The sequence below is a fragment of the Brachybacterium ginsengisoli genome, assembly GCF_002407065.1.
GTDB classification, from domain to species: Bacteria; Actinomycetota; Actinomycetes; order Actinomycetales; family Dermabacteraceae; genus Brachybacterium; species Brachybacterium ginsengisoli.
Genome location: NZ_CP023564.1, coordinates 1,287,757 through 1,312,491, shown reverse-complemented (window position 1 = coordinate 1,312,491; position 24,735 = coordinate 1,287,757). Strand labels below are relative to the sequence as shown.

Genomic DNA, 24,735 nt, shown 5'->3' with positions numbered 1-24,735 from the left:
GGGGGTCACCGGGGCTTATCGTCGGCTTGACAGTTTCGGGTCGGCTCGCGTACTCGGCCGCGTCGGCACCCCGATATCGGACGAGCCCCGGGCCCCGTCCGTGGACGGTTCCCGGGGCTCGTGGCCTCGTGGTGCGAGTGCGGTCAGGCGTCGATCCGCACCATGGCGGCGTTCTTGCGGCCGCGGCGCAGCAGCAGATGTCCGCCCGGGAGCGGAGACAGCTCGCCGACCTCCCGCTGCAGATCGTCGCCGGAGACCTTCTCCCCGTTGACGGAGAGGCCGCCGCCCTCGGCATCCCGCCGCGCCGCACCCTTCGAGGCGGCAATGCCGGCGTCGATGAACGCCTCCACGAGGGGCGTGGTCGAGGAGACCTGCGCCCCCGGGAGCTCACGCGCGAGGGCGAGCAGCGTCGGCTCGTCGAGCTCCCGCACGTCTCCCCGCCCGAACAGCACCGCGGCCGCAGCCTTCGCCTGGTCCGTGGACTGCTCGCCGTGGACCATGGTGGTCAGCTCGTCGGCCAGCGCCTTCTGCGCAGCCCGCTGGTGGGAGGCGGTCTCCGTCTCGTGCTCGAGCTCGGCGATCTCCTCCTGGGTGCGGAAGGTGAAGTACTTCAGGTAGTTGACGACATCGGCGTCGGCCGCATTGAGCCAGAACTGGTGGAAGGCGTACGGACTGGTCAGCTCGGCATCCAGCCAGACGGCGCCCCCCTCGCTCTTCCCGAACTTGGTGCCGTCCGCCTTGGTGACCAGGGGTGTGGTCAGCGCGTGCACGTCATGTCCCTCGGTCTTGTGGATCAGGTCCACGCCGGCGAGCAGGTTGCCCCACTGGTCGTTGCCCCCGTACTGGAGCGAGACGCCATGGCGCCGATGCAGCTCGAGGAAGTCGATCCCCTGGAGGACCTGGTAGCTGAACTCTGTGTAGCTGATCCCCTCGTCGCTCTGCAGGCGGCGGGCCACCGTCTCCTTGCCCAGCATGGTGCCCATGCGGAAGTGCTTGCCCATGTCCCTCAGGAAGTCCAGGGCGCTCATCTCACCGATCCAGTCGAGGTTGTTCACCATCGTCACGGCGTGCTCCCCCTCGAGGTCGAGGAAGCGCGAGATCTGACTGCGCAGGCTGTCCACCCAGGTGGCGACGATCTCGGCGTCGTTGAGCACGCGCTCCCCCGACATCCTGGGGTCGCCGATCAGCCCGGTCGCGCCGCCCACCAGGGCGTAGGGATTGTGGCCCGCCAGCTGGAGCCGGCGCATGGTGAGCACCTGGGTCAGGTGGCCCACGTGGAGCGAGGCGGCGGTCGGGTCGAAGCCGCAATACAGGCTGATCGGTCCATCCGCCAGAGCGCTGCCGAGCGCCTCGCGCCCAGTGGTCTGCACGACGAGTCCTCGCCAGGCGAGCTCGTCCAGGACGGAATGCATCGATCAGTTCCTCTCGGTGGTGCTGCGCGGCGCCCGGTCGGGTGCCGCGCCCATTGTCCCACCCCCGGGGCGGCGAGGTGGGACCGGACCCACCGGTGGGACGTCCCGCGACGGCCGACGGCCGGCCGGAGACCCGTCCTCCAGGTCTTCGGCCGGCCGTCGGCTGTGCGGCTCGGCTGTGCGGTGGGGCTCAGCGGTCCTTCGTGAACCCGCGCAGCGTCGAGATCGCGGCGTCGGCCGCATCGCCCTGCTCGGCGACCCGCACAGGGGCCGTGCCGCCCTTCGCATCGCGGGAGGCGATCGAGCCCTCGACGGACAGCACCTCGCGGACGGAGCCGTCCAGGTGCTCCGAGATCGAGCTCAGCTCCTCGTCGGTGAGATCCCACAGCTCCTTGTCCTGGGACTCGGCGAGCTTCACGCAGGCGCCGGAGATCTCATGGGCGCTGCGGAAGGGCACGCCCTGGCGCACCAGATGATCCGCAATATCCGTGGCCAGGGAGAACCCCTGCGGAGCCAGTTCGGCCATGCGATCGGTGTGGAACACCAGCGTGGCCATCATCCCGGTGAACGCCGGCAGCACCAGGTCCAGGGAGTCGACCTGGTCGAAGACCGGCTCCTTGTCCTCCTGCAGATCGCGGTTGTACGCGAGCGGCAGCGCCTTCAGCGTGGTGAGCAGGCCGACCAGGTCGCCGACCACGCGCCCCGCCTTGCCGCGGGCGAGCTCGGCGATGTCCGGGTTCTTCTTCTGCGGCATGATCGAGGAGCCGGTGGAGTAGGAGTCGTCCAGGGTGATGAAGGAGAACTCCTTCGTGTTCCACAGGATGACCTCCTCCGCGAGCCGCGAGAGATCGATGCCGATCATCGCCATCGCGAAGGAGAACTCGGCGGTCAGGTCGCGCGATGCGGTCCCGTCGATCGAGTTCCACACCGAGTCGGAGAAGCCGAGCTCGGCGGCGACCGCCTGCGGGTCGAGCCCGAGGCTCGATCCGGCCAGTGCCCCGGAGCCGTAGGGCGAGCTGTCCGCCCGCACGTCCAGGTCCCGCAGCCGCTCCACGTCCCGCAGCAGCGGCCACGCGTGGGCCAGCAGGTGGTGGCTGAGCAGCAGGGGCTGGGCGTGCTGGAGATGCGTGCGACCCGGCATCGGAGCGCCGTGCACCTCGCGCGCCCGGGCCACGAGCACGTCGACCAGGTCCAGCACCTGGTCGCCGATCGCCCGCGCCTGATCCCGGATGAACAGCCGGATCAGCGTGGCGATCTGGTCGTTGCGGGAGCGACCCGCCCGCAGCTTGCCGCCGAGGTCGGGACCGGCCCGCTCGATGAGCCCGCGCTCGAGAGCCGTGTGCACGTCCTCGTCGTCCGGCGCGGCGGCGAACTCGCCGGAGGCGACGTCGGCCGCGAGGCGGTCCAGCGCGTCCTGCATCCCGGCCAGCTCGTCATCGCTCAGCAGACCGGCGGCGTGCAGCACGTTCGCATGCGCCTTCGAGCCGCGGAGGTCGTACTGCGCCAGGCGCCAGTCGAAGTGGGTCGAGACGGACAGCGCGGCGAGCGCCGCCGCCGGGCCCGAGCCGAAGCGCCCGCCCCACAGCGAGGCCTTCTCCTGGGCGGCCGACGGATCGGCCTGACCGAGCGCGCCCGTGCCGGAGGCGGCGGGGTCCTGGGTCATGCCTGCGCCCCGTCGGCGGACTCGAGGTCCTCGCCGTTGCCGAAGGCGACGTCGCGGGCCGCGGCCTGCTTCGCGGCCAGGCCGTAGATGTCGATGAAGCCGCGGGCGCTGCCCTGGTCGAAGGTGTCGCCCTCGTCGTAGGTGGCGAGGTTGAAGTCGTACAGACCGGTCTCGGTGCGGCGCCCGGTGACCGTCGCGCGGCCGCCGTGCAGGGTCATGCGGATGTCGCCGCTGACGTAGCGCTGGGTGTCCTGGATGAAGGCATCCAGCGAACGGCGCAGCGGGGAGAACCACTGGCCGTCGTAGACCAGGTCGGTCCAGCGGTCGCCGATGGTGCGCTTGAAGCGTGCCTGCTCGCGCTCGAGGGTCACGCGCTCGAGCTCCTGGTGCGCGGTGATCAGGGTCATCGCGCCCGGTGCCTCGTAGACCTCGCGGGACTTGATGCCCACGAGGCGGTCCTCGACGATGTCGATGCGGCCGATGCCCTGGGCGCCGGCGCGGCGGTTGAGCTCCTGGATCGCCTCGAGGGGGCTGACGGCGCGGCCGTCGATCGCGACCGGGACGCCCTGCTCGAAGGAGATGACGACCTCGTCGGCGACCGGCGGGAAGGCCGGGTCATCGGTGTAGCTGAAGACGTCCTTGGTGGGCTCGTTCCAGATGTCCTCGAGGAAGCCGGTCTCGATGGCGCGGCCCCACACGTTCTGGTCGATCGAGAACGGGTTGTGCTTGGTGGTCTCGATCGGCAGGCCCTTGCGCTCCGCGTACTCGATGGCCTTGTCGCGGGTCAGCGCGAGGTCGCGGACGGGCGCGATGCACTTCAGCTCCGGCGCGAGCGAGGTGATCGAGACCTCGAAGCGCACCTGGTCGTTGCCCTTGCCGGTGCAGCCGTGGGCGACCGTGGTGGCACCGAACTTCTTCGCGGCCTTGACCAGGTGCTTGGTGATCACCGGGCGGGAGATCGCGGAGACGTTCGGGTAGGCGTCCATGTACAGCGCGTTCGCCTTGAGGGCGGGCATGCAGTACTCGTTCGCGAACTCGTCGCGGGCGTCGGCCACGTAGGCCTCGACGGCTCCGCAGTCCAGCGCGCGCTGGCGGATGACCTCGAGGTCCTCGCCGCCCTGGCCGACGTCCACCGCGCAGGCGATGACGTCGGCGCCGGTGGCGTCGTGGATCCAGCCGATGGCGACGGAGGTGTCGAGGCCGCCGGAGTAGGCGAGGACGATCTTTTCGGTCACGGGAGATGCTCCTAGTCGTGGGTCGTGCAGTCGTGGGTCGTGAAGTCGTGGGTCGTGAAGTGGTGGGTCGTGCGGTGACGGGTCATGCCGCCCGCGGCGTGGCGGCAGGGTCCGGGGTGGTGCGTCGTGCGGTCGGTCGAGGTCATGGGGCCGGAGCGGACGGGCCGCCCGGCGCGGACGGATCCTGCTCGTCGGGCTCGGAGCCCTGTCGTCGGCCGTCCGCGAGATCCAGCAGACGCGCGGCGAGCCGGTCGCCGCCGGCGGGGTCCCGGGAGACCAGCAGCACCGTGTCGTCCCCTGCGATCGTACCGAGGACGTCGGGCATGACCGACCGGTCCAGGGCGGAGGCGAGATACTGCGCTCCCCCGGGCGGGGTGCGGACCACCACCAGGTTGCCGCTGGCCTCGGCGGAGACGAGCAGGCCCTCGGCCAGCCGGGGCAGGCGCGCCTCGAGCAGCTCGTTCTCGGGCGCCGGCCCGGCCGGGCGCGGGCTCCCGCCCTCGGGCGGAAGGCGGTAGACGAGGCTCCCGGCGGAGCCGCGCACCTTCTCCGCCTGCAGCTCGACCAGGTCCCGCGAGAGCGTGGCCTGGGTGACCTCGATGCCCTCCGAGGTCAGCAGCTGCGCGAGCTGCGACTGGGAGGACACCTCCTGGTGGGTGAGCAGCTGGATGATCCGCTGCTGCCGGGAGGTCTTGGTCTGGGCGAGCGCCCGACGGGGATCGGTCATCCTCGCCCCTCCCCCGCCACCGGACGGGCGTGCTCCGCCGTCCGCTCGTCGGGGTGCTGCAGGAGCCAGGTCAGCAGCGCCTTCTGGGCGTGCAGACGGTTCTCCGCCTCGTCCCAGACCACGGAGGTGGGGCCGTCGATGACCTCGGCGGTGACCTCCTTGCCGCGGTAGGCGGGCAGGCAGTGCAGGAAGAGGCCGCCCGAGAGCTCCATCAGCTCGGCGGTGACCTGGTACGGGGCGAAGGTCTCCTCGCCGCGGCCGTCCTCGCCCTCCTGGCCCATCGACACCCAGGTGTCGGTGAGCACCGCGGTGGCGCCGGCGACGGCCTCGCGCGGATCCTCGGTGACGGTGACGGAGCCTCCGGTCGTCGCCGCGATCTCCTCGGCGCGCGCGAGGATCTGCGGGTCCGGGCGGTGGCTGGCCGGCGAGGCGATCCGCACGTCCATGCCGGCGGTCGCACCGCCCAGCAGGTACGAGTGCGCCATGTTGTTCGCGCCGTCGCCGAGGTAGGCGAGGGAGCGACCGGCCAGAGCCGCGTCGCCCTCGGAGAGCCCTCCGGTGTGCTGGGCGATGGTCTGGAGGTCCGCGAGGATCTGGCAGGGGTGGAACTCGTCGGTCAGGGCGTTGACGACGGGGACGGTGGCCACCGAGGCCATCTCCTCGATCCGCTCCTGGCCGAAGGTGCGCCAGACGATCGCGGAGACCATCCGGGTGAGCACCTGCGTGGTGTCGGCGATCGACTCGCCGCGACCGAGCTGGCTGGAGCCCGCCTCCATCACCAGCGGGCTGCCGCCGAGCTCGGCGACACCGGTGGTGAAGGAGACCCGGGTGCGGGTGGAGGACTTGTCGAAGAGGATCGCGACGGTGCGCGGTCCCTCGAGCGGCCGCTCGGCGAAGCGGTCGACGGCGAGCCGGAGGGCGAGCGCCAGGACCTCCTTCTGCTCGGCAGGGCTCAGGTCGTCGTCGCGCAGGAAGTGGCGGGGCATCTCAGTGCTCTCCTTCGGGGGTCGAAGCGGCCCGCGCCGCGACGGCGTCGAGCAGGCCGGGCAGAGCGGCCGTGAAGGTGGCCAGCTCGGTGTCGGTGATGATCAGGGGCGGTGCCAGGCGCAGCGTGGACTCGTCGGGCGCGTTGACGATGAAGCCCGCCTCGAGGGCGGCCGCCGCGAGCGGCTTGGCGAGCGGCTCGGAGAGGGCGATGCCGAGCAGCAGCCCCTGCCCGCGCACGCCGGCGATCAGCGGGTGGCCGAGGGCGAGGACCTCGCGGGTGAAGCCCTCGCCGACGGTGCGGACGTGCTCGAGCAGGCCGTCCTCGAGGATCGTGCCGAGAACGGCGAGGCCCGCGGCGGAGGCCAGCGGGTTGCCGCCGAAGGTGGTGCCGTGCTGGCCGGGCTGGAGCAGGTCGTGCGCCTCCGGGCCGAAGCAGACCACGGCGCCGACGGGGAAGCCGCCGCCCAGGCCCTTGGCGAGGGTCATGACGTCGGGCTGGAGGCCCTCGATCGCCTGGTGGGCGAACCAGCGCCCGGTGCGGCCGACGCCCGTCTGGACCTCGTCGAGGACCAGCAGCGTGCCGTGCTCGCGGGTGAGGCGGCGCAGCGCGCGCAGGTAGTCCTCGCCGAGGGGGCGCACACCGGCCTCCCCCTGGATCGGCTCGGCGAACACGGCGGCGACGTCCCCCGGGGCGAGAGCGGCCTCGAGCGCCTGCTCGTCGCCGGCCTCGAGGAACTCGACCCCGCCGGGCAGCGGCTCGAAGGGCGCCCGGTAGGCCTCCTTCGAGGTGAGGGCGAGCGCCCCCATGGTGCGGCCGTGGAAGGAGCTCGTCAGTGCGAGGATGCGGGGCCGGCCGGTGCGGCGGGCGATCTTGAACGCGGCCTCGTTCGCCTCGGCTCCGGAGTTCGCGAAGAACACCCCGGAGCCCTCCGGGGCCTGCGCGAGCTCGAGCAGCTTCTCGGCGAGCTCGATCTGCGGTGCCGAGGCGAAGAAGTTCGAGACGTGCCCGAGGGTCTCCGCCTGCTTGGTGATCGCGGCGAGCAGCGCCGGATGGGCGTGGCCCAGGGAGTTCACGGCGATGCCGGCCAGCAGGTCGAGGTACTGCTTCCCGTCGGTGTCCCACACGTGCACGCCCGTGCCGCGGGCGAGCACCTTCTGCGGGGCGCCGAAGACGGGCAGGAGCGCCGCGCCGTAGCGCTGGTCGAGATCTCCTGCGGTGGCCTGCTCAGACATAGTCGTCCCTCCTCACCATGGTGCCCACTCCTTTGGTCGTGAACACCTCCAGCAGCACGGCGTGCTCGATGCGGCCGTCGATCATCGCGGCGGTGCGCACTCCGGCGTCCACCGCTCCCAGCAGCGCCTCGGCCTTCGGGATCATCCCGGCGGTGAGGCCGGGGAGCATCTCGCGCAGCGCGCTCGCGGAGATCTCGGGGATCAGGGAGGCGCGGTCGGGCCAGTCGCGGTACAGGCCCTCGACGTCGGTGAGCATCACGAGCTTCTCCGCATCCAGGCCCTCGGCGAGCGCCGCCGCGGCGAGGTCCGCGTTGATGTTCAGCACCTCGCCGGTGGGGCGGCCGCCCGAGTCCACCTCGGGGGCGATCGAGGAGATCACCGGGATCCGACCCGCCTCGAGCAGGTCGCTGATCGCGGCGATGTTGACGCCCTGGACGGCGCCCACGTGGCCGAGGTCCACGTCCTCGCCGTCCACGACGGTGCCGCGGCGGGTGGCGGTGAACAGCCGGGCGTCCTCCCCGGACATGCCGATCGCGAAGGGGCCGTGCTGGTTGATCAGGCCCACCAGCTCGCGGCCCACCTGGCCCACGAGCACCATCCGGGCGATGTCCATCGTCTCGGCGTCGGTGACGCGCAGCCCGCCGCGGAAGGTGGACTCCTTGCCCACGCGCGAGAGCATCGCGTTGATCTGCGGGCCGCCGCCGTGGACGACGACCACGTGGATCCCGGCCAGGCGCATGAAGACGATGTCCGCCGCGAAGCCGCGGCGCAGCTCCTCGTCGACCATGGCGTTGCCGCCGTACTTGACCACCACGATCTTCCCGCGGAAGCGCTGCATCCAGGGCATCGCCTCGATGAGCACCTCGGACTTCTCGCGCGCCTCGGTGCGGGCGGCGTCGAGCTGGGCGAGCGGGTTCTTGCCCACCAGGGGGGCGTCCGCCGGGGCGGCGGGTTCGGGAGCGGTCTCTGCGGAGCTCATGAGGAGTAGGCGCTGTTCTCTTCGACGTAGTCGTGGGTGAGGTCGTTGGTCCAGATGTCCCCGGTCGCGTCGCCGGCGCCGAGGTCCACCTCGATGAGGGTCTCCCGCGGGGTCATGTCCACCTCGGAGCGGTCGCGGTGGGCTCCCCCGCCGCGGCACACCTGGATGCCGTTGACGGTGACCGAGAGGTCGTCCACCGAGAAGGGGGCGACCGCCTCGGGCACGCAGCCCGCTGCGGCGACGATCCGTCCCCAGTTGGGGTCGTTGCCGAAGATCGCGGCCTTGACCAGGTTCGACCGGGCGATCTCCCGCGCCACGGCGAGCGCCGACTGCTCCGTGCTCGCCGAGGACACCACCACGTGCACGTCGTGGCTGGCGCCCTCGGCGTCGGCGACCAGCTGGCGGGCGAGGTCGGCGCTGACGGCGCGCACGGCCTCGGTCAGCTCCTCGAGGGAGGGGGTGACGCCGCTGGCGCCGGAGGCCAGCAGGATCACGGTGTCGTTCGTGGACATGCAGGCGTCGGAGTCGACGCGGTCGAAGGTGGTGGAGGTCGCGGCACGCAGCGCGGCGTCGGCCGTGGCGGCGTCGACGTCCGCGTCGGTGGTGAGCACCACCAGCATGGTGGCCAGCTGCGGCGCGAGCATGCCCGCACCCTTGGCGATCCCGCCCACGACGACGCCCGACGGGGTGGTCGCCTCGGAGGTCTTCGGCACGGAGTCCGTGGTCATGATGGCGCGCGAGGCGGACTCGTCGGCCTGGGGGCCGGCGTCGAGCTGGGTGACGGCGGTGGTGATGCCGGCCAGCAGCGGCTCCATCGGGAGGCGCTCGCCGATCAGCCCGGTGGAGCAGACCAGGACGTCCTGGGCGGAGACCTCGAGCTGCTCGGCCAGGTGCTCCGCGGTGCGGTGCGAGTCGGCGAAGCCCTCGGGCCCGGTGCAGGCGTTGGCGCCGCCGGAGTTCAGCACGACGGTGCGGGCGCGGCCGTCGGCGATCGCCTGGCGGGACCAGAGCACGGGCGCGGCCTGCACGCGGTTGCTGGTGAAAACGGCGGCGGCAGTGTCGCGGGGGCCGTCGTTGAGGATGACGGCGAGATCGGCGGCGCCGGTGGACTTGATGCCGGCGGGGAGGCCGACGGCGCGGAAGCCGCGGGGGCGGGTGATCGACACGGATGCTCCTGGAGGCAGGGAAGGAAGTGGTGCGAGTGATGGGGCGGGCGGCCGACGGCGGCGCGAGGGCCGAGGGGCGGGTCGGACGTCGCCGGGGTCTCAGGGGGCCAGCGCGGTGCGGGTCAGCCCCGTGATCTCGGGCAGGCCGAGGGCCAGGTTGAGGGACTGGATCGCCGCGCCGGCGGTGCCCTTGACGAGGTTGTCCAGCGCCGAGATCACGGTGGCCTGGCCGCTGTGACGGTCCACCGCGGCGCCGATGCGCAGGGTGTTCGCGCCTGTCACCTCGCCGGTGGAGGGGAAGACCCCCTCGGGCAGAACGGTCACGAAGTGCTCGTCCGCATAGTCGGCCTGGAGGGCGCCGAGGAGATCGGCGGTGGAGGTCCCCCCAGGCACCGGCGCAGTGCAGACGGCGAGGATCCCGCGGCTCATCGGCACCAGCACGGGGGTGAAGGTGAGGAGCTGGCCGTCCTGCCCGGTGGCGCGGCGAAGGTTCTGCAGCACCTCGGGCACGTGGCGGTGACTGCCGCCCACGGCGTACGGGGAGGCGGTGCCGGAGGCCTCGCTGAACAGCAGGTGCTGCTTGGCGGCGCGGCCCGCACCGGAGTAGCCGACCGGGAGCACGGCGCCGAGCCGGGAGGCGTCCAGGAGCCCGGCCCGCAGCAGCGGGGCGAGGGCGAGGCTGACGGCGGTCGCGTTGCAGCCGGGGACCGCGATCTCGCGGGCGCCGACGAGGTGATCGCGCTGCTTCGTGCCGTCGGCCAGCGGCAGCTCGGGCATGCCGTAGGTCCAGGTGCCGGAGTGCTCGCTGCGGTAGTACTCGGCCCAGTCCTCGGCGCTCTCGAGCCGGTGGTCGGCGCCGAGGTCGAGGACCAGCACGTCCGGGTCCTCGGCGCGCAGCGCGGCGGCGATCGTGCCGGACTGCCCGTGCGGGAGCGCGAGCACCACGACGTCATGACCCCGAAGGGTCTCCACGCTCGTCTCCTGCAGGACGGGGTCGTGGCCGAGGTCGATGTGCGGGGCGACCTCGGAGAGCAGCTTGCCGGCGCTCGAGTGCGCGGTGACGGTGGCGACCTCGATCTCCGGGTGCCCCGCCAGGAGCCGCAGGGTCTCTCCCCCGGCGTAGCCGGAGGCGCCGACGACGGCTGCGCGCAGGCGTCGCGGGTCGCCGTCCTGCGTCGCCGGGGCGTGGGCGGGAGAGCTGCTGGCGGAAGTCATGTCGGAAGTATATACACCGCAGTGCATGATCAGCCAGTTGGCTCGTCGGAGGTCCAGGTCGTGGACTCCGCACCCCTCAGGCAGCACCACTCTGTCCGGAACTGCACGCCCCCCCCCGGAGGGCCGGGCCCGGCCGTGGGGCGCCTGCCCGTACGACCGGCCCCGGCCCCTGAGCACCGCCGGCCCGCTCAGATCCGGTCGAGCATGCGCTCCTTGAGCCTGATGCTCCAGCCATAGGTCGTATGGCTGATGGTGTCGTCCTTGAAGGCGACACCGTCGCGGTCGACGGCGTAGGAGAAGACGCCGCCCTTGCTCGCCCCGGCCGGCTGCCAGTCGGCGAAGGCGACCGCTCGTGACTCCTCGAACGGCTCGGAGGTGTCGTTCCATTCGTTCCAGTCGTCGTTCTCCTCGTAGAACGAGAATCCGATCAGGTACTGCTCGGGATCGATGTGCGGCGCGAAGGTGTCCCAGGTCGCCTGGAGGCTGGAGGGGGAGCGTCCATAGGACTGCACCAGCACGTAGTCGATGCCGTCGGCGACCGCGCCGAGGAGCGGCACGTCGCCGTCCCGGTTGGTGTCGTAGATGAAGAGCCGCCCGGTCCCGCTCAGCGGGCCGATCAGCCGGGACAGCTCCCGGAAGACCCCGACCGCTCGCGCGTTCTCGGCCTCGGTGAGGGTGCGCTCCATGTCGATGTCCAGGCCGTCCAGACCATGCTGCTCGACGAGGGTCTCGACCAGGTGCTCGGCGTTGGCCCGATGCCCGTCGGCGGTGTCCGGGAACTGGGGGTCCAGGACGGCGCGGATGTCCGTCGTGCGCACCACCCGGGTCCCCCGTGCATGCAGGGTCGGGACGTACTCGTCCCGGAGCGTGTCCCAGAACGGGCTGTCCTCCGGCGTGTAGTCGGGGAAGACGAACAGCACGTCGATCTCCGCGGGCACCTCGCCGATCGAGTTGGGGCGCGAGGGATCGACCGCGCGGTCATGCCAGGTCCGGAAGTAGGCGAACTCGAGAGGAGGTGCCATCTCCTCCAGCGACACCTGAGGGCTGCCGGGAGCCTGGGCATGGTTCGGCATCCTGCCCTGCTCCTGGACACCGGATCCCGCCCCCGACCCCTGCGAGTGCGCAGGCGGTGCGGCCGAGGCCGCGGCGGAAGTGCTCAGGGCAGCAGCCGCGAGGCCGCCTGCGATCAGTGAACGTCGACCGGTCGTGCGTGACATGTCCAGCCCTCTCTCCGCGACGGGCCGAGCGCCCGCTCGCGACCGTTCCCCCTCTGGGCGGAACGGACATCGCGCCCTCCCCGATGCAGAGAGGCTCCGTCACGTCGGTGTAACGTTGCGCGATGAGTCCAAGTTAAGCGCTAAAGTGGCGTACGACAACCGATTCACAACGATCGCTCGGAGGCACGAGCGCGTCACGGTTCACAAGGTGGTGATCATGTCCGAACCCGCACCGATCGATCCGGTGGCTCTGGCCGACGACCCTGCACGGCCGGCATCCGACTCACCGGCCGTCGAGGACCGCCGAGAGCGCGGACGCTCACGGTCCAGCAGGCTCGCCGGGTTCGTCTACCTCCGACAGCGGCTCGCCCTGTACCTCACGGTCGCCGTGGCCAGCGTGATCCTGAACTTCGCCCTCCCGCGCTTCATGCCCGGCGATCCGGCCACGCAGATGATCCGGGAGATCACCAACAAGACCGGCGCTCCCCCGTCGGGCTACCAGATCCAGATGATCAAGGCCCGCTACGGAGACCCCGATCGGCCGCTGGTCCTGCAGTTCTGGGACTACATCACCCAGCTCGCCCACGGCGATCTCGGGCAGTCGGCCCAGTACTACCCGATCTCCGTGAACGAGCTCATCGCTCGAGCGCTCCCGTGGACCCTGTACCTCGCGATCGTCTCGACCGTCCTGGGATGGATCATCGGCACCTACCTCGGCGCCCGGCTGGGCTGGCGCCCCGGACGGCGGCTCGATGCGATGCTCACTCCGCTGTCGATGTTCTTCAGCTCGATCCCGGCGTTCTGGCTCGGGCTCCTCATCGTCTGGTACTTCGCCTACATGAACGGGTGGTTCCCGAACCAGGGCGCGTACGACAACTCGCTCCCGATCGATCTCACGAGCGCCGACTTCTACCTCTCCGCGCTCTATCACAGCGTGCTGCCGTTCTTCACCCTCGTGATCGTGGGCTTCGCCCGCTGGCTCTTCTCGATGCGGAACATGATGATCACGACCGTCAACGAGGACTACGTCCAGCTCGCCCGGGCCAAGGGACTGCCCGAGAACCGCATCCGGAGCCGGTACGCCGCGCGCAACGCGCTCCTGCCGAACTTCACGGGTCTCGCCCAGAGCATGGGCGGCGCACTCACCGCGGTGATCCTCGCGGAGACGGTGTTCATCTACCCCGGCATCGGCTCGCTCCTGACCGGCGCCCAGGCGGCTCGCGACTTCCCGGTCATGCAGGGCGTGATGCTGATGGTCATCTTCGCCTCGCTCCTGTTCAACTTCATCGCGGACTCCGTCTACGTGCTCCTCGACCCCCGCACCCGGGAGGTGAGGTGACATGGTGAAGAGGTTCCTCCTCATCGGCAAGGTCCAGGTGGGACTCGCGATCATCGCGGTCTTCACCCTCATGGCGATCTTCGGCCCGTGGTTCAGCACCACCGTGCTGGGCACCACGCCCCAGCAGGTCGACTACCTCCACCTCAACGGGAGCCCGCCCGGTCCCGGGCACTGGCTCGGCACGACCAGCCAGGGGCAGGACGTGCTGTCCTGGATGCTCCACGGGACCCGCACCTCGATGCTGGTCGGGTTCACCTCAGCGGTGATCGGCACCTTCCTGACCGTCGTCATCGGCGCCTGGGCAGGGTTCTCCGGGGGATTCGTCGACCGGTTCCTCAACGGCGTGATCCTGGTGTTCGGCAACTTCCCCACCTTCGCGCTGCTCTTCATCGTGGCCGCCGCGTTCCAGAACGCCAACTGGCTGCTCGTCTCGATCGTGATCGGCGGCATCGAGTGGGCAGGCGGTGCGCGCCAGATCCGGGCACAGACGATGAGCCTGCGCGGGCGGGACTTCACCACCGCGCTGCGGACCGTCGGGGAGTCCCGGGCACGCATCATCCTCGTCGAGGTGATGCCCCACCTCCTCGGGGTCATTTCTCCGATGTTCCTCGGGCTCATCGCCGCAGGGGTCAACCAGCAGGCGGCCCTTGCGTTCCTGGGCATCGGCAACCCCTCGGAGCCCTCCTGGGGGCTGATGATCAACTGGGCGATGACCCAGAACGCCCTGTTCCGCGGCCTGTGGTGGTGGTTCGTCCCGCCGGGCCTCGCCCTGTGCCTGATCGGCTTCGCCACCACGATGGTCAACTTCGGCCTGGACGAGATCACCAACCCCACGCTGTCCAGCAGGCGCATGAAGCTGATGCGGATCTTCCTCCGCGACACGGCACGTGCGTCCCGTCAGAAGGAGCTTGTCTCGTCATGACCCTCACCTCCGCTCCCCAGCACCACGAGACCGAGACGGAGATCCTCGAGCGGCTGGAGCGTTCCCGGACCCTCCTGGACGTCCGCGGTCTGTGCGTCGACTACGTGACCGAGTCCGGGAACATCCGCGCCTGCGACGACGTCGACCTCACGCTCAAGCGGGGCGAGATCCTCGGCGTGGCCGGGGAGTCCGCGAGCGGCAAGTCGACGCTGCTCAACGCCCTGGGCCGGCTGCAGCGCATGCCCGCCGCCACCAGCGCCGGCGAGATCTGGTTCCATCCCACCGACGGCTCCGACCCCGTCGACATCGCCACCCTCGACGAGCGCGAGCTCGCCCCGTACCGGTGGACGAGGATCTCTGTGGTCATGCAGTCGGCGATGGCGAGCCTGAATCCCGTCATCCGCCTCGGCGAGCAGTTCACCGACGTCATCCGCACGCATGCTCCGGAGGTCTCCGAGGCGGCGGCCCGCGCCCAGGCCGAGGAGCTCCTCACCATGGTGGGGATCAGCGCGGACCGGCTCACCGCGTTCCCGTTCCAGCTCTCGGGAGGGATGCAGCAGCGCGCCCTGATCGCCCTCTCCCTCGCCTGCGACCCGGACCTCGTCCTCATGGACGAGCCCACCACGGCGGTGGACGTCGTCATGCAGCGACAGATCCTCGACCAGGTGCTCGCCGCCCAGGAGCGCCTCGGCTTCGCGGTCGTCTTCGTGACCCACGATCTCTCGCTGCTGCTGGAGATCTCGGACCGCATCGCGATCATGTACGGCGGGAAGGTGGTCGAGGTGGGGACCGCCGCACGCCTGCACAGCAGCGCCAAGCACCCCTACACCCGAGCCCTGCGCCGTGCGTTCCCGCCCCTGTCGGAGCCGGTCCGCCGGCTCAGCGGCATCCCCGGCTCCCCGCCAGATCTCCTGGCCCTCCCCGCCGGCTGTGCCTTCTCCACGCGCTGCGGGGACGCGATGCCGCTGTGCCATCAGCGCATCCCGCAGCTGCGGGACATCGACCCGGGCCGCAGCGCGTGCTTCCTGACCAACGGCGAGCTCAGCGACGAGGAGCTCGCCCAGCAGCTGGCGGCGCGCGACGCCGCTCCCGAGCAGCACCGAGAGGATCGGTCATGACCATGGTTCCTCCCTCAGCGCAGTCGGACCTCGCCGAAGCCATCGTTCCTGAGACGGACCGCGGCACCCCGGTCCTCGAGGCCCGCGACGTGCACGTCCATTTCCCGGGGACCGACAGCGCCGGCCGCCCCGTCACGATCCGTGCCCTGGACGGCGTCGACCTGAGCCTCCACGCGGGCCAGATCTGCGCCCTCGTCGGCGAGTCCGGATCCGGCAAGACGACGATCGCGCGGCTGTTCGCCCTGATCCACTCGCCGACCTCCGGGGAGATCCGCTTCAAGGGGGAGCCGGTGAAGGTCCGGGGCGGCCGGGCAGAGCGGGCCTACTACCGCAACGTCCAGCTCATCTATCAGGACCCGTTCGCCTCGTTGAACGGCCTGAAGAAGATCCGCACGATCATCTCCCGTGTCGTGAAGATCCATTACCCGCGCCTCGGACGGAAGCGGACGCAGGAGCGCACCGCCGAGCTGCTGCAGAAGGTGAACCTGACTCCTCCGGAGCGCTATCTCGACCGCTATCCCACGGACCTCTCCGGCGGTCAGCGTCAGCGCGTCGCCATCGCACGGACCCTCGCCGTCGACCCCGACGTGCTCCTCGCCGACGAGCCGACCTCGATGCTCGACGCCTCCATCCGCCTCGATGTGCTGAACCTTCTGAGCGACCTCAGGGAGTCAGAGGACGTGGCCGTCCTCTACATCACCCACGACATCGCGAGCGCTCGCTACCTCTCCGATCGCATCCACGTGATGTACGGCGGCAAGGTCGTCGAGTCAGGACCCACCGAGCGGATCGTCTCCGCCCCGGTCCATCCCTACACCCAGCTGCTGCTCAGCGCGGCACCCGATCCCGCCCGGTTCAAGGGATCCGGGGCGCCGGTCCACGAGGCGATCCCCGATGCCCGGCCGGTCGACACCACGAAGGAGCTCCGCGGCTGCCGTTTCGCCGACCGGTGCCCGGTCGCGACCCCGCGCTGCACCACCGAAGACCTTCCCCTGTTCCGCAGCACCGAGGACGACCACACGGTGCAGTGCTGGCAGGCGGAGAACGCCGCGGAGTACGTGCGGCAGAGGTGACCCCGACCTCGGGGATCATCCGGATACTGCGAAGAAGGAGTAGTTCCATGACATCACGCCTGACCACCACGTTCTCCCGGCGATCGGCTCTCGGCCTGGGGGCCGCGGCCCTGTCCGCGACCGCCCTGGCGGCCTGCGGAGGCAGCACCGGGGGCGGCAGCCCCAGCGGCGCGACCGAGGACGGGGGCAGCGGCGCCCGTTCGACGGCCGGAACGATCGACAACGACGGGATCCTGCGCATCGGCGCGACGATCGCGACCTCGAACGTCTTCCCCGAGAACTTCAACGTGTTCGGCGGCGGTGACTCGGCGCCCGGCAACGCCCTGTTCTGGGAGACCCTGTTCCGCATCTCCTCGACGGACGGCTCGGCCCTGGTGCCGAACCTCGGAAAGAGCTTCGAGTACACCGAGGAGGGCAAGGTCTGCACCTACACCCTTCGCGACGACGTGACCTGGAACGACGGCGAGAAGTTCACGTCGAAGGACGTGGCCTACACGTACGGCTTCATCTTCGAGGAGCCCGGGACGGAGCCCGACGAGGACGGGAACCTCCCCTGGCTCGCGAAGGCCATCGAGACGCCGGACGAGCACACCGTGGTCGTCACCTACAACGAGCCGCAGTACACCGAGGACCTGCCGCTGTCGCTGTACTTCCCGATCTATCCCGAGCACATCTACAAGGATCTGGATCGGCAGAGCTACCAGGACAAGGCGCCCGTCGGCACCGGTCCGGGCCGGCTCACGAAGTTCTCGGGCCAGCAGATCGAGATCGAGATCCGCGAGGACTACTGGGGCGAGGTGAGCTCCGAGCTCAAGGCCGTCCACATCGTCCCCGCGGGCACTGCCGGCAACATCGAATCCCAGATCACCAAGGGTGATGTGGACTGGTCGCAGGGCGGCGCCCCCGGCGTGGTCGACAACTTCGTCGGGATGGAGGACCACAACGGGTACTTCTACTACCCCGACGGCTCGACCCGCGGCATCATCATGGCCACGCACAAGGGCCCGACGAAGGATGTCGCGGTCCGCAAGGCGCTGCGGGCGGGCGCGGACATGAGCATCGTCGCGCAGGCGGCGGGCATCGCCTACACCGTCCCGTCCGTCACGGGCCTCGACACCGGGATCTACGAGAGCATGCTGAAGGAGGAGTTCAGCAAGCCCATGACCGCGGATGTCGAGGGCGCCAAGAAGCTGCTCGCAGACGCCGGGTGGAGCGTCAACGACGCCGGGAACCTCGAGAAGGACGGCAAGGAGTTCCCGCTCAAGCTCTACATCCAGAACGACAACCCCGTCGAGATGACGACCATGCCGATCGTGGTGGACCAGTGGTCGACGAACCTCGGGCTGAAGGTCGAGTTCACTCCGCTCCCCGCCGACGTCTTCGGCCCGGCGCAGGCGAAGGGCGACTACGAGCTGTCGCTGTGGACCACGAACGCCGCAGGTGGTGCGTTCCAGGCGTTCACGATGTACATGCACACGAAGATCTACAAGATCGGCGACGAGCTGGCCGACGGGAACTACGGCCGCTGGGAGATGCCCGACGCCGCGAACGAGGCCATCACGGCGATCACGCAGACCCCTCCGGACCAGGTCGATCAGATCGTCGAGCACTGCCAGGTCCTGCAGCAGGCGGTCTCCGATGACGCCCCCTACATCCCGGTGCAGTCCAACGGCGCCGGCGGCATGTTCACGACCATGAAGTGGTCGGGGATCAAGCAGGCGAGCGAGATCGACTACTTCCCGAGGGTCGACGGCTACAACAACGTCGTCCAGACCCTGCGGGATCTCAGCCCCACCAAGGCCTGAGGCCGCCGACTGCCTTCCGGGAGGTTCCCGGAAGGCGGCCGCCGACGCACATCGCCCGCCCGTGATCTCCACGGGCGGGCGATGTGTGTCTCGGGGCAGGACCTCCAGCCGGTCAGGCGAAGCTCGCGGGGCTCCCGTACAGCGGCTCGGTGAAGGCCGAGACGAGCTCCGAGGTGTCCTCCTCGGGGAGCTGGTACGTGACGAAGGCACCGAACCCGTCCTGGACCGTGCGCTCCGCGTACTCGCGCACCTGCTCAGGGGAGGTCGATGCCGAGCTGAGGTCGAACGCCGCCGCCCCGTACTGCGAACGGGGAAGGCCGGGGACGTCGTATTCGTTGTAGGCGCCGTAGTAGGGGTTCCACGCGTAGTCGATCAGGTCACCGACGCGCGTCCCCTCGTGCTCCAGGCGCTCCGCCGACGGGCCGATCACGTAGAAGGTGAGCAGGCGGTTGGGCAGCCGCTTGCGCAGCGAGCCGACCAGTGCGACGAAGGAGAAGTCGTTGGGCTGGCTGGTCCCGTTCGCCCCGTACTCCGCCCACTCGTCATCGAGGTCGACGCCGTCGAGTCCGTACCGGCACACGACCTGCGCCACCTGCTGGGCGAAGGCGTCAGCCGCCTTCGGGGTCGGGAAGTTCGCGAACCCGGCGCCCTGATGGTTCCCGAGGACCGAGAGGACGACCTTGATCCCCTTCTCCTGGAGCGGTCGGATGCAGGTGTCCGCCTCGTCGAGGACGCGCTGGACGTTCTCGTTCAGGGACAGGTAGGCGTTCGTGCCGTCGTAGTTGATGTTCGCCGCGAAGATGACGGCGATGTCGAACGCGGGGCTGCCGTCATCGAGGGTGTAGCGGCCCGCGTTGAGCAGGGAGTTGGTGTTCACCTCGATGTAGGCGACCGAGGCGATGCGGTCCAGCAGGCGTTCCGGGGCGGCGCTCGCGGGGCCCGCCAGGCCGGCGGACGCCGACCCGGAGGCGGCGAGCACGCCCAGTCCTGTGAGCACCGAACGTCGCGAGATGTGTGTCATGAGTGTCCTCCAGGACGTCGTCGGCCGCTCTGCACGACCGGTCGGCGCTGCAGTGGGCCGACGCTGATCACGGTAGACACTTAAGCGCGTAAGCACAAGGCTCCTCAGCGCCCAGGAGGACCTGCGCTGACCGCGGAGCAGCGGGCACGATCGGCCGTGCAGCCGCCCCTCAGCCCGCCCGCATCACCCGCGCGAACGGCACCAGCCAGGTGTCCAGCAGGGCGAGCGTCTCCGTCTCGCCGAGGACCTCCGGCGCATCGCACCACACCGACATCGAGGCGCCGAGCACGGGGTCCGGCTCCCCCTCCGCCACGGGCGGGACGTCGAGGTGGACGTCCTGCGCGGCGAGGCCCATGAAGCGGCGCGGAGCGAAGGTGTCCTCGAGAAGGCCGAAGCGTCGCCGGCCGTGCGGCTCGGGCAGGCCGTCCCCCGAGAGCACGAAGTACAGCAGGTCCCCGTTCGAGTTCACGACCCGGTACCCGCTGTCGAGGTAGTCGGTGACCGACGGGGTCCACTCGCGCCACCGGATCCACACGTCCAGAACGACGTCGGTGCTGATCGGCGCCAGCGGGTGCTGAGCGGCCGGGACCACGTGGTCGTTCCAGAGCATCGGGATCCGGCCCAGCTCCCGCGCCCGCTCGGCGAGCGCATTGACGAACAGCGCATACGAGTCCAGCGCCGTGGCCTCCGGGCCGAGCGCGGTGCGGGCGTGGTCGACGAGGGTCGGGAAGCGCTCGGGATGCTGCGCATCCTCGTCCTCCCACGGGGCGGCGAAGAACTCGTCGCCCCCGAGGTGGATCGACTCGCCCGGGAACAGATCCGAAGCGGCCCCGAGCAGGTCGAGGGCGAACTGCAGCGACTCCGGACGGGAGATGTCCAGCCGGTCCTCGAGCATCGTTCCGTGGCGATCCCTCAATCGCAGGTGCTCGCGGCCCACCAGCAGGGCGGCGGCGTGGGAGGGGAGGTCGACCTCCGGGATCAGTGCGATCCCGGAGGCGTCGGCCGCCTCGACGATCCGGGCGACGTCATCGCTGTTCCAGGCGTCCTCTGCGGCGAGCTCCTCGAAGCCCGGCAGCTGCACGCCCACCCGGTGGGTCTCGGTGAGGTGCAGGTGCAGAGCAGTGAAGCCCAGCGCCCCCATCCGGTGGAGCAGGTCGACGACCGTGGTCGGGCTGAAGGCCTTGCGGCCCGTATCCAGGCTCAGCCCCACGTATCGGGCGGTGGTCAGCCTGCTCGGTGCCGGCATCGGCTCAGGAACGGGGCGTGCGCAGGAAGGGGATGACGGGCAGCCACACCCGGCGCCCCTTGGACGCGAGCACGGTGCCGACGATCGCGTAGATCGCCTCCAGCACGCACACCAGGAAGAACAGACCGAACAGGGTCGTCGTGACCCCCCTCATGACGGGCGTGAGGTGCACTCCGCCGCTCTCCCCCGGGCTCCCGGTGGCCACCCCGAGGACGATCGTGATCACCATCAGGACGGGCCAGCACAGCTGGGTGAGGCCCCAGTTCGCCGCGCGCACGCCATTGACCGCGGCGAGGCCGCCGTGCTTGCGCTGGCCGAGGCCGACGACCAGCTGGACGACCCCGGCGACGATCAGTCCCAGGAACGGGACCGGGATGTAGGCGAGGAAGCCGAGAGCCCAGGCCACGGTGCCGTTGCGGACCGGAGCAGGCAGAGCTGCGGCGGGGCTCGGCAGAGCCGGGCCCTGCTGGCCGGGGCGAGGGGCGGCCGGATCCTGAGCGCTCACGCCCGCAGCACCCCGCCCACGGCGGCGTCGACGGCGGCGATGCAGCGCGAGCGTGCCTCGCCGATCTGCTCGGCGGTCAGCGTCCCGTCGCTCGAGCGCAGTCGCACCGCGAAGGCGAGGGACTTCTTCCCCTCGCCGATCTGCTCGCCGGTGAAGACGTCGAACAGGTGCACGCTCTCGGCGAGGTCGCCGATGCCCACCACGATCGCGGCCTCCACGGCGGAGGCTGGGACATCCTGATCGACCACGAAGGCGAAGTCCTCCTTGGCCAGCGGGTAGGTGGGGACAGGTGCGGCGACGACCACGGCCGGTGCCGCGGCGATCAGCGCCTCGAGGTCGAGCTCGAGGGCGCTGGTGCGGGCCGGGAGCCCGAACTCCTTGACCACGCCCGGGTGGAGCTCACCGGCATGGCCGATGACCGTGCTCTCCCCGTCGGCCCCGAGCACACGCAGCTCTCCGGCGCGGCCCGGGTGGAAGGGGGCCTGCTCGACCTGGCGCACCTCGACCTGCGCGCCGACGGCGGCGGCCGTGCGGCGGGCGAGCTCGAAGGCGTCGGCCCAGCCCCACGGCGCGACCTCACCCTGCCAGGAGGCCGGTCCGGAGGCGCCGCCGACCACGGCGGCGAGGCTGCGGGTCTGCAGCGGCAGCGCGTCGAGGATCGCCTCGAGCTCGGCGTCGCTGGGGCGCTGCGCCGGAGCGGGCACAGGCGCGGAGGCGCCCTCGCCGCGGGAGAGCGAGGTGGTGCCGAGCTGGAAGATCGCCACCGCCTCCTCGCCGCGGCCCAGGTTGCGCCGGGCGACGGGCAGCAGGGTCTGCAGCAGGGCGCTGCGCAGGAGGGGCTCGTCGTCGGCGAGCGGGTTCACCAGGCGCACCGCGCCGCGTCGGGCGTCGTCCGCGCCGTAGCGCAGGGCATCGAAGATGCCCTCGCCCACGAAGGGATAGGAGCTGACCTCGACCAGGCCCGCCTCGGCGAGCGCGCGGTTCGCAGCCCGGCGGGCGCGCTGGGCGCGGGTGAGCCCGCGGCCGCCGGGAGCGGTGGGCAGGATCGAGGGGATCGTCGCGTAACCGACCAGGCGGGCGATCTCCTCGATGAGGTCCTCGCGCAGGGAGAGGTCGGGGCGCCAGCTCGGCGGGGTGACGGCGAGGGTGCCCTCGGTGCCGTCCTCGACGAGGCAGCCGATCTTCTCGAGGCTGCCGCGCACCTGCTCGGCCGTGTAGGCGATGCCGACCACGCGCTCGGCCGCGCCGAGCGGGAGGGAGATCGCCGCGGCCGGCGCCGGGGCGGAGCCCTCGTCGGTGACCGAGGCGGCGATCTCGCCGCCGCCGTGCTCGACGATCAGCTGCGCCGCACGGTAGGCCGCGACGAGCGGCAGCTGCGGGTCCACGCCGCGCTCGAAGCGCTTGGACGCCTCGGAGGGCAGGCGGTGGCGGCGTGCGGAGCGGGCGATCGAGATCGGGTGGAAGGTCGCCGCCTCGAGCACGATGTTCTCGGTGCTCGCGGAGACCTCGGTGGACTCCCCGCCCATCACCCCGGCGATGCCCAGCAGGCGCTCGCCGTCGGTGTCGGTGATCAGCAGGTCCTCGGGGTCGAGGGGGCGAGTCACGTCATCGAGGGTGGTGAGCTTCTCGCCGGCGCGGGCGCGGCGCACCACGATCGGGGCCACCACCTTGTCCGCGTCGTAGGCGTGCAGCGGCTGACCGAGGTCGAGCATGACGTAGTTGGTGACGTCCACGATCAGCGAGATCGGGCGCATCCCGGCGAGCGTCAGGCGGCGCGCCATCCAGCGCGGTGTCTGCGCCTCGGGGTCCACGCCGCGCACCTCGAGGGCCACGAAGCGGGAGCAGCCGGGCACCCCGTTCAGGGGCGCCTCGTCGCGCAGCTGCACGGCGACGCCGGCGCCGTCGGCCTGCGGGATCTCGACCGTGGAGACGGGGTCGGTGTAGTCGGCGCCGGTCGCATGGGAGTACTCCCGGGCCACGCCGCGCATCGAGAAGCAGTACCCGCGGTCCGGGGTCACGTTGATCTCGACGACCTCGTCGGCGAGGCCCAGCAGGGCGATCGCGTCATCGCCCGGCTCTCCGGTCAGGCCCTCGGCGTGGCCGCGGCCCAGCACGATGATGCCGTCCTCGCCGGCGGGGTCCTCCCCCAGGCCCAGCTCGTCGCCGGAGCAGATCATGCCGTCGGAGGTGTGGCCGTAGGTCTTCCGGGCCGCGATCGCGAAGTCGCCGGGCAGCACGGTGCCGGGCAGCGAGACGACCACGAGGTCGCCGCCCTCGAAGTTGTGCGCACCGCAGATGATGCCGCGGCTCGGGCGCTCCTCGCCGGGCTGGGGATCCTTGGGGTTGTCCAGCGCCTCGTTGTGCTCGGGGCCGACGTCCACGCGCACCCAGTTGATGGTCTTGCCGTTCTTCTGCGGCTCCTTGACGAGCTCCAGCACGCGGCCGACGACCAGCGGGCCGGTCACCTGCGCACCGAACAGCGCCTCCTCCTCGAGCCCCACGCGGGAGAGGTCGGTGGCGACCTGCTGCGCGGAAGCGCCTGCGGTCAGCTCGGTGTGCTCTGCGAGCCAGGTCAGGGGAATGCGGGGCATCTCAGATCTCCGTACCGTAGTGCTGGGAGAAGCGGACGTCGCCCTCCACCATGTCACGCATGTCCGCGACGCTGTTGCGCAGCATGAGGATGCGCTCGATGCCGAGGCCGAAGGCGAAGCCCTGGTACTCCTCGGGGTCCACACCGGCCGCGCGCAGCACGTTCGGGTGGACCATGCCGCAGCCGCCCATCTCGATCCAGCCGGTGCCGCCGCAGACGCGGCAGCTCGGGTCCGCGTCGTGGTCCAGACCCTCGCGCGCCTCGCAGCTGAAGCAGCGGAAGTCCATCTCGGCGCTGGGCTCGGTGAAGGGGAAGTGGTTGGGGCGCAGGCGGGTGATCGGCTTCCCGCCGAAGATCTCCGCGGCGAAGGCGTCCAGCGTGCCGACGAGGTTCGCCATGGTGAGGCCCTTGTCGATCGCGAGGCCCTCGACCTGGTGGAACATCGGCGAATGGGTCGCGTCGATCTCGTCGGCCCGGTAGACGGTGCCGGGGCACGCGACGTACAGCGGGGCGCCGCGCTCGAGCATCGCGCGGATCTGCACCGGCGAGGTCTGGGTGCGCAGCAGCATCCCGGAGCCCTCGGGCGCGACGTACAGGGTGTCCTGCAGCGAGCGGGAGGGGTGCTCCGGGTCGGCGTTCAGGGCGTCGAAGTTCAGCCAGGAGGACTCGACCTCGGGGCCCTCGGCGATCTCCCAGCCGATGCCGACGAAGAAGTCGTTGATCCGGTCCTGCAGCACCGTCAGCGGGTGCGCGGCGCCGCGCGGGCGCAGATCCGTGGGGAGGGTGACGTCGACGGTCTCCGCGGCGAGCGCGGCCTCCTCCTCCGCGGCGGCCAGCTTCTGCTGGCGCGCGGCGAGCTCCTTCTGGACCCTGCCCTTGCCCTGGCCGACGAGCTTGCCGGCGGCGGCCTTCTGGTCCTTGGGGAGGTCCTTGATGGCGCGGTTCGCGGTCGAGAGCACACTGGCATCGCCGACGTGGTCGATGCGGACCTGCTTGAGCTCGCTGGTGGTGGCGGCCGCGGCGATCGCGGCGAGCGCGGCGTCGATGGCGGCGGTGATCGCCTGCTCGTCGATCGAGGGCCCGCCGGGCGCGGGAGATGTCTCGGACACGGGGTTCGCTTTCGTCCTGGAGTGCACGGGGGTGCGCGCCGGGGCGCGGGCACCGCGGTCCATTCTACGAGGCCGAGGGGCCCGCTCGCGCCCCTTCGCTCCAGGAACGGTGCGGTGGATCATCCCCTGCTCCCGGTCCACGGATAGGCTGGCCCGGAACCCCAGACCTCGAA

The 24,735-nt window shown here is 71.0% G+C and carries 20 protein-coding genes; 5 read left to right on the top strand and 15 right to left on the bottom strand.

What is annotated here, in order from left to right:
- Nucleotides 1-143: 143 nt before the first annotated feature.
- From tyrS to CFK41_RS05780, 10 genes are all read right to left on the bottom strand, one after another.
- The gene (gene tyrS, locus CFK41_RS05825; RefSeq protein ID WP_096798816.1) at nt 144-1,412 is read right to left on the bottom strand and encodes a tyrosine--tRNA ligase; all 1,269 of its coding nucleotides are present in this window, start codon (nt 1,410-1,412) and stop codon (nt 144-146) included.
- 190 nt (nt 1,413-1,602) lie between these two features.
- Entirely contained in the window at nt 1,603-3,075 is a 1,473-nt protein-coding gene (argH, locus tag CFK41_RS05820; RefSeq protein WP_096798815.1) for an argininosuccinate lyase, read from the bottom strand.
- Complete coding sequence (locus CFK41_RS05815) at nt 3,072-4,310, bottom strand: argininosuccinate synthase (protein ID WP_096798814.1); 1,239 nt, start codon at nt 4,308-4,310, stop codon at nt 3,072-3,074. Before CFK41_RS05815 ends, argH begins: the two co-directional genes overlap by 4 nt.
- A 142-nt stretch (nt 4,311-4,452) precedes the next feature.
- Complete coding sequence (locus CFK41_RS05810; protein WP_096798813.1) at nt 4,453-5,037, bottom strand: arginine repressor; 585 nt, start codon at nt 5,035-5,037, stop codon at nt 4,453-4,455.
- Complete coding sequence (gene argF, locus CFK41_RS05805; protein ID WP_096798812.1) at nt 5,034-6,023, bottom strand: ornithine carbamoyltransferase; 990 nt, start codon at nt 6,021-6,023, stop codon at nt 5,034-5,036. Before argF ends, CFK41_RS05810 begins: the two co-directional genes overlap by 4 nt.
- A gap of 1 nt (nt 6,024) precedes the next feature.
- Nucleotides 6,025-7,257, bottom strand: coding sequence for an acetylornithine transaminase (locus CFK41_RS05800; protein WP_096798811.1), 1,233 nt, complete (start codon nt 7,255-7,257; stop codon nt 6,025-6,027).
- Nucleotides 7,250-8,236 (bottom strand): acetylglutamate kinase, encoded by a 987-nt coding sequence (argB, locus tag CFK41_RS05795; RefSeq protein WP_096798810.1) that lies wholly within the window; start codon nt 8,234-8,236, stop codon nt 7,250-7,252. The genes CFK41_RS05800 and argB overlap by 8 nt, the downstream gene beginning before the upstream one ends.
- The gene (gene argJ / locus CFK41_RS05790; protein WP_096798809.1) at nt 8,233-9,402 is read right to left on the bottom strand and encodes a bifunctional glutamate N-acetyltransferase/amino-acid acetyltransferase ArgJ; all 1,170 of its coding nucleotides are present in this window, start codon (nt 9,400-9,402) and stop codon (nt 8,233-8,235) included. The genes argB and argJ overlap by 4 nt, the downstream gene beginning before the upstream one ends.
- 99 nt (nt 9,403-9,501) lie before the next feature.
- Complete coding sequence (gene argC, locus CFK41_RS05785) at nt 9,502-10,617, bottom strand: N-acetyl-gamma-glutamyl-phosphate reductase (protein WP_151904687.1); 1,116 nt, start codon at nt 10,615-10,617, stop codon at nt 9,502-9,504.
- 188 nt (nt 10,618-10,805) lie between these two features.
- Nucleotides 10,806-11,639, bottom strand: coding sequence for an EndoS/ChiA family endoglycosidase (locus CFK41_RS05780; RefSeq protein WP_096800956.1), 834 nt, complete (start codon nt 11,637-11,639; stop codon nt 10,806-10,808).
- Nucleotides 11,640-12,051: 412 nt separating this feature from the next.
- Between CFK41_RS05780 and CFK41_RS05775 the strand changes: the two genes are divergently transcribed.
- From CFK41_RS05775 to CFK41_RS05755, 5 genes are read left to right on the top strand one after another with little or no spacing between them, the layout of a single operon-like run.
- Nucleotides 12,052-13,173, top strand: a complete 1,122-nt coding sequence (locus tag CFK41_RS05775; RefSeq protein ID WP_096798808.1) for an ABC transporter permease — start codon at nt 12,052-12,054, stop codon at nt 13,171-13,173.
- Nucleotide 13,174: 1 nt separating this feature from the next.
- Complete coding sequence (locus CFK41_RS05770; protein WP_096798807.1) at nt 13,175-14,095, top strand: ABC transporter permease; 921 nt, start codon at nt 13,175-13,177, stop codon at nt 14,093-14,095.
- Complete coding sequence (locus CFK41_RS05765; RefSeq protein WP_096798806.1) at nt 14,092-15,213, top strand: ABC transporter ATP-binding protein; 1,122 nt, start codon at nt 14,092-14,094, stop codon at nt 15,211-15,213. Before CFK41_RS05770 ends, CFK41_RS05765 begins: the two co-directional genes overlap by 4 nt.
- Nucleotides 15,210-16,286 carry an ABC transporter ATP-binding protein gene (locus CFK41_RS05760; protein WP_227873223.1) on the top strand — a complete coding sequence of 359 codons (1,077 nt, stop codon included), beginning with the start codon at nt 15,210-15,212 and terminating at the stop codon, nt 16,284-16,286. The genes CFK41_RS05765 and CFK41_RS05760 overlap by 4 nt, the downstream gene beginning before the upstream one ends.
- A gap of 47 nt (nt 16,287-16,333) precedes the next feature.
- Nucleotides 16,334-18,091, top strand: a complete 1,758-nt coding sequence (locus CFK41_RS05755) for an ABC transporter substrate-binding protein (protein WP_096798805.1) — start codon at nt 16,334-16,336, stop codon at nt 18,089-18,091.
- 112 nt (nt 18,092-18,203) lie between these two features.
- On the opposite strand, the gene CFK41_RS05750 is transcribed toward CFK41_RS05755, so the two are convergent.
- The 5 genes from CFK41_RS05750 to pheS form a co-directional block, all read right to left on the bottom strand.
- The gene (locus CFK41_RS05750; RefSeq protein ID WP_096798804.1) at nt 18,204-19,112 is read right to left on the bottom strand and encodes an endo-beta-N-acetylglucosaminidase H; all 909 of its coding nucleotides are present in this window, start codon (nt 19,110-19,112) and stop codon (nt 18,204-18,206) included.
- A 169-nt stretch (nt 19,113-19,281) separates the two neighbouring features.
- Nucleotides 19,282-20,358, bottom strand: a complete 1,077-nt coding sequence (locus CFK41_RS05745) for a family 20 glycosylhydrolase (RefSeq protein WP_096798803.1) — start codon at nt 20,356-20,358, stop codon at nt 19,282-19,284.
- Nucleotides 20,359-20,362: 4 nt separating this feature from the next.
- The gene (locus CFK41_RS05740; protein WP_227873222.1) at nt 20,363-20,863 is read right to left on the bottom strand and encodes a hypothetical protein; all 501 of its coding nucleotides are present in this window, start codon (nt 20,861-20,863) and stop codon (nt 20,363-20,365) included.
- Nucleotides 20,860-23,454, bottom strand: a complete 2,595-nt coding sequence (gene pheT / locus CFK41_RS05735) for a phenylalanine--tRNA ligase subunit beta (RefSeq protein ID WP_096798802.1) — start codon at nt 23,452-23,454, stop codon at nt 20,860-20,862. Before pheT ends, CFK41_RS05740 begins: the two co-directional genes overlap by 4 nt.
- A 1-nt stretch (nt 23,455) precedes the next feature.
- Complete coding sequence (gene pheS, locus CFK41_RS05730) at nt 23,456-24,562, bottom strand: phenylalanine--tRNA ligase subunit alpha (protein WP_096798801.1); 1,107 nt, start codon at nt 24,560-24,562, stop codon at nt 23,456-23,458.
- Nucleotides 24,563-24,735: the final 173 nt, after the last annotated feature.

Coding starts and splice junctions, on each gene's coding strand:
- tyrS (WP_096798816.1), bottom strand. CDS start 1,412: ATGCATTCCGTCCTGGACGAGCTCGCCTGGCGAGGACTCGTCGTGCAG.
- argH (WP_096798815.1), bottom strand. CDS start 3,075: ATGACCCAGGACCCCGCCGCCTCCGGCACGGGCGCGCTCGGTCAGGCC.
- CFK41_RS05810 (WP_096798813.1), bottom strand. CDS start 5,037: ATGACCGATCCCCGTCGGGCGCTCGCCCAGACCAAGACCTCCCGGCAG.
- argF (WP_096798812.1), bottom strand. CDS start 6,023: ATGCCCCGCCACTTCCTGCGCGACGACGACCTGAGCCCTGCCGAGCAG.
- CFK41_RS05800 (WP_096798811.1), bottom strand. CDS start 7,257: ATGTCTGAGCAGGCCACCGCAGGAGATCTCGACCAGCGCTACGGCGCG.
- argB (WP_096798810.1), bottom strand. CDS start 8,236: ATGAGCTCCGCAGAGACCGCTCCCGAACCCGCCGCCCCGGCGGACGCC.
- argC (WP_151904687.1), bottom strand. CDS start 10,617: ATGACTTCCGCCAGCAGCTCTCCCGCCCACGCCCCGGCGACGCAGGAC.
- CFK41_RS05780 (WP_096800956.1), bottom strand. CDS start 11,639: ATGGCACCTCCTCTCGAGTTCGCCTACTTCCGGACCTGGCATGACCGC.
- CFK41_RS05775 (WP_096798808.1), top strand. CDS start 12,052: ATGTCCGAACCCGCACCGATCGATCCGGTGGCTCTGGCCGACGACCCT.
- CFK41_RS05770 (WP_096798807.1), top strand. CDS start 13,175: ATGGTGAAGAGGTTCCTCCTCATCGGCAAGGTCCAGGTGGGACTCGCG.
- CFK41_RS05765 (WP_096798806.1), top strand. CDS start 14,092: ATGACCCTCACCTCCGCTCCCCAGCACCACGAGACCGAGACGGAGATC.
- CFK41_RS05760 (WP_227873223.1), top strand. CDS start 15,210: ATGACCATGGTTCCTCCCTCAGCGCAGTCGGACCTCGCCGAAGCCATC.
- CFK41_RS05755 (WP_096798805.1), top strand. CDS start 16,334: ATGACATCACGCCTGACCACCACGTTCTCCCGGCGATCGGCTCTCGGC.
- CFK41_RS05750 (WP_096798804.1), bottom strand. CDS start 19,112: ATGACACACATCTCGCGACGTTCGGTGCTCACAGGACTGGGCGTGCTC.
- CFK41_RS05745 (WP_096798803.1), bottom strand. CDS start 20,358: ATGCCGGCACCGAGCAGGCTGACCACCGCCCGATACGTGGGGCTGAGC.
- pheT (WP_096798802.1), bottom strand. CDS start 23,454: ATGCCCCGCATTCCCCTGACCTGGCTCGCAGAGCACACCGAGCTGACC.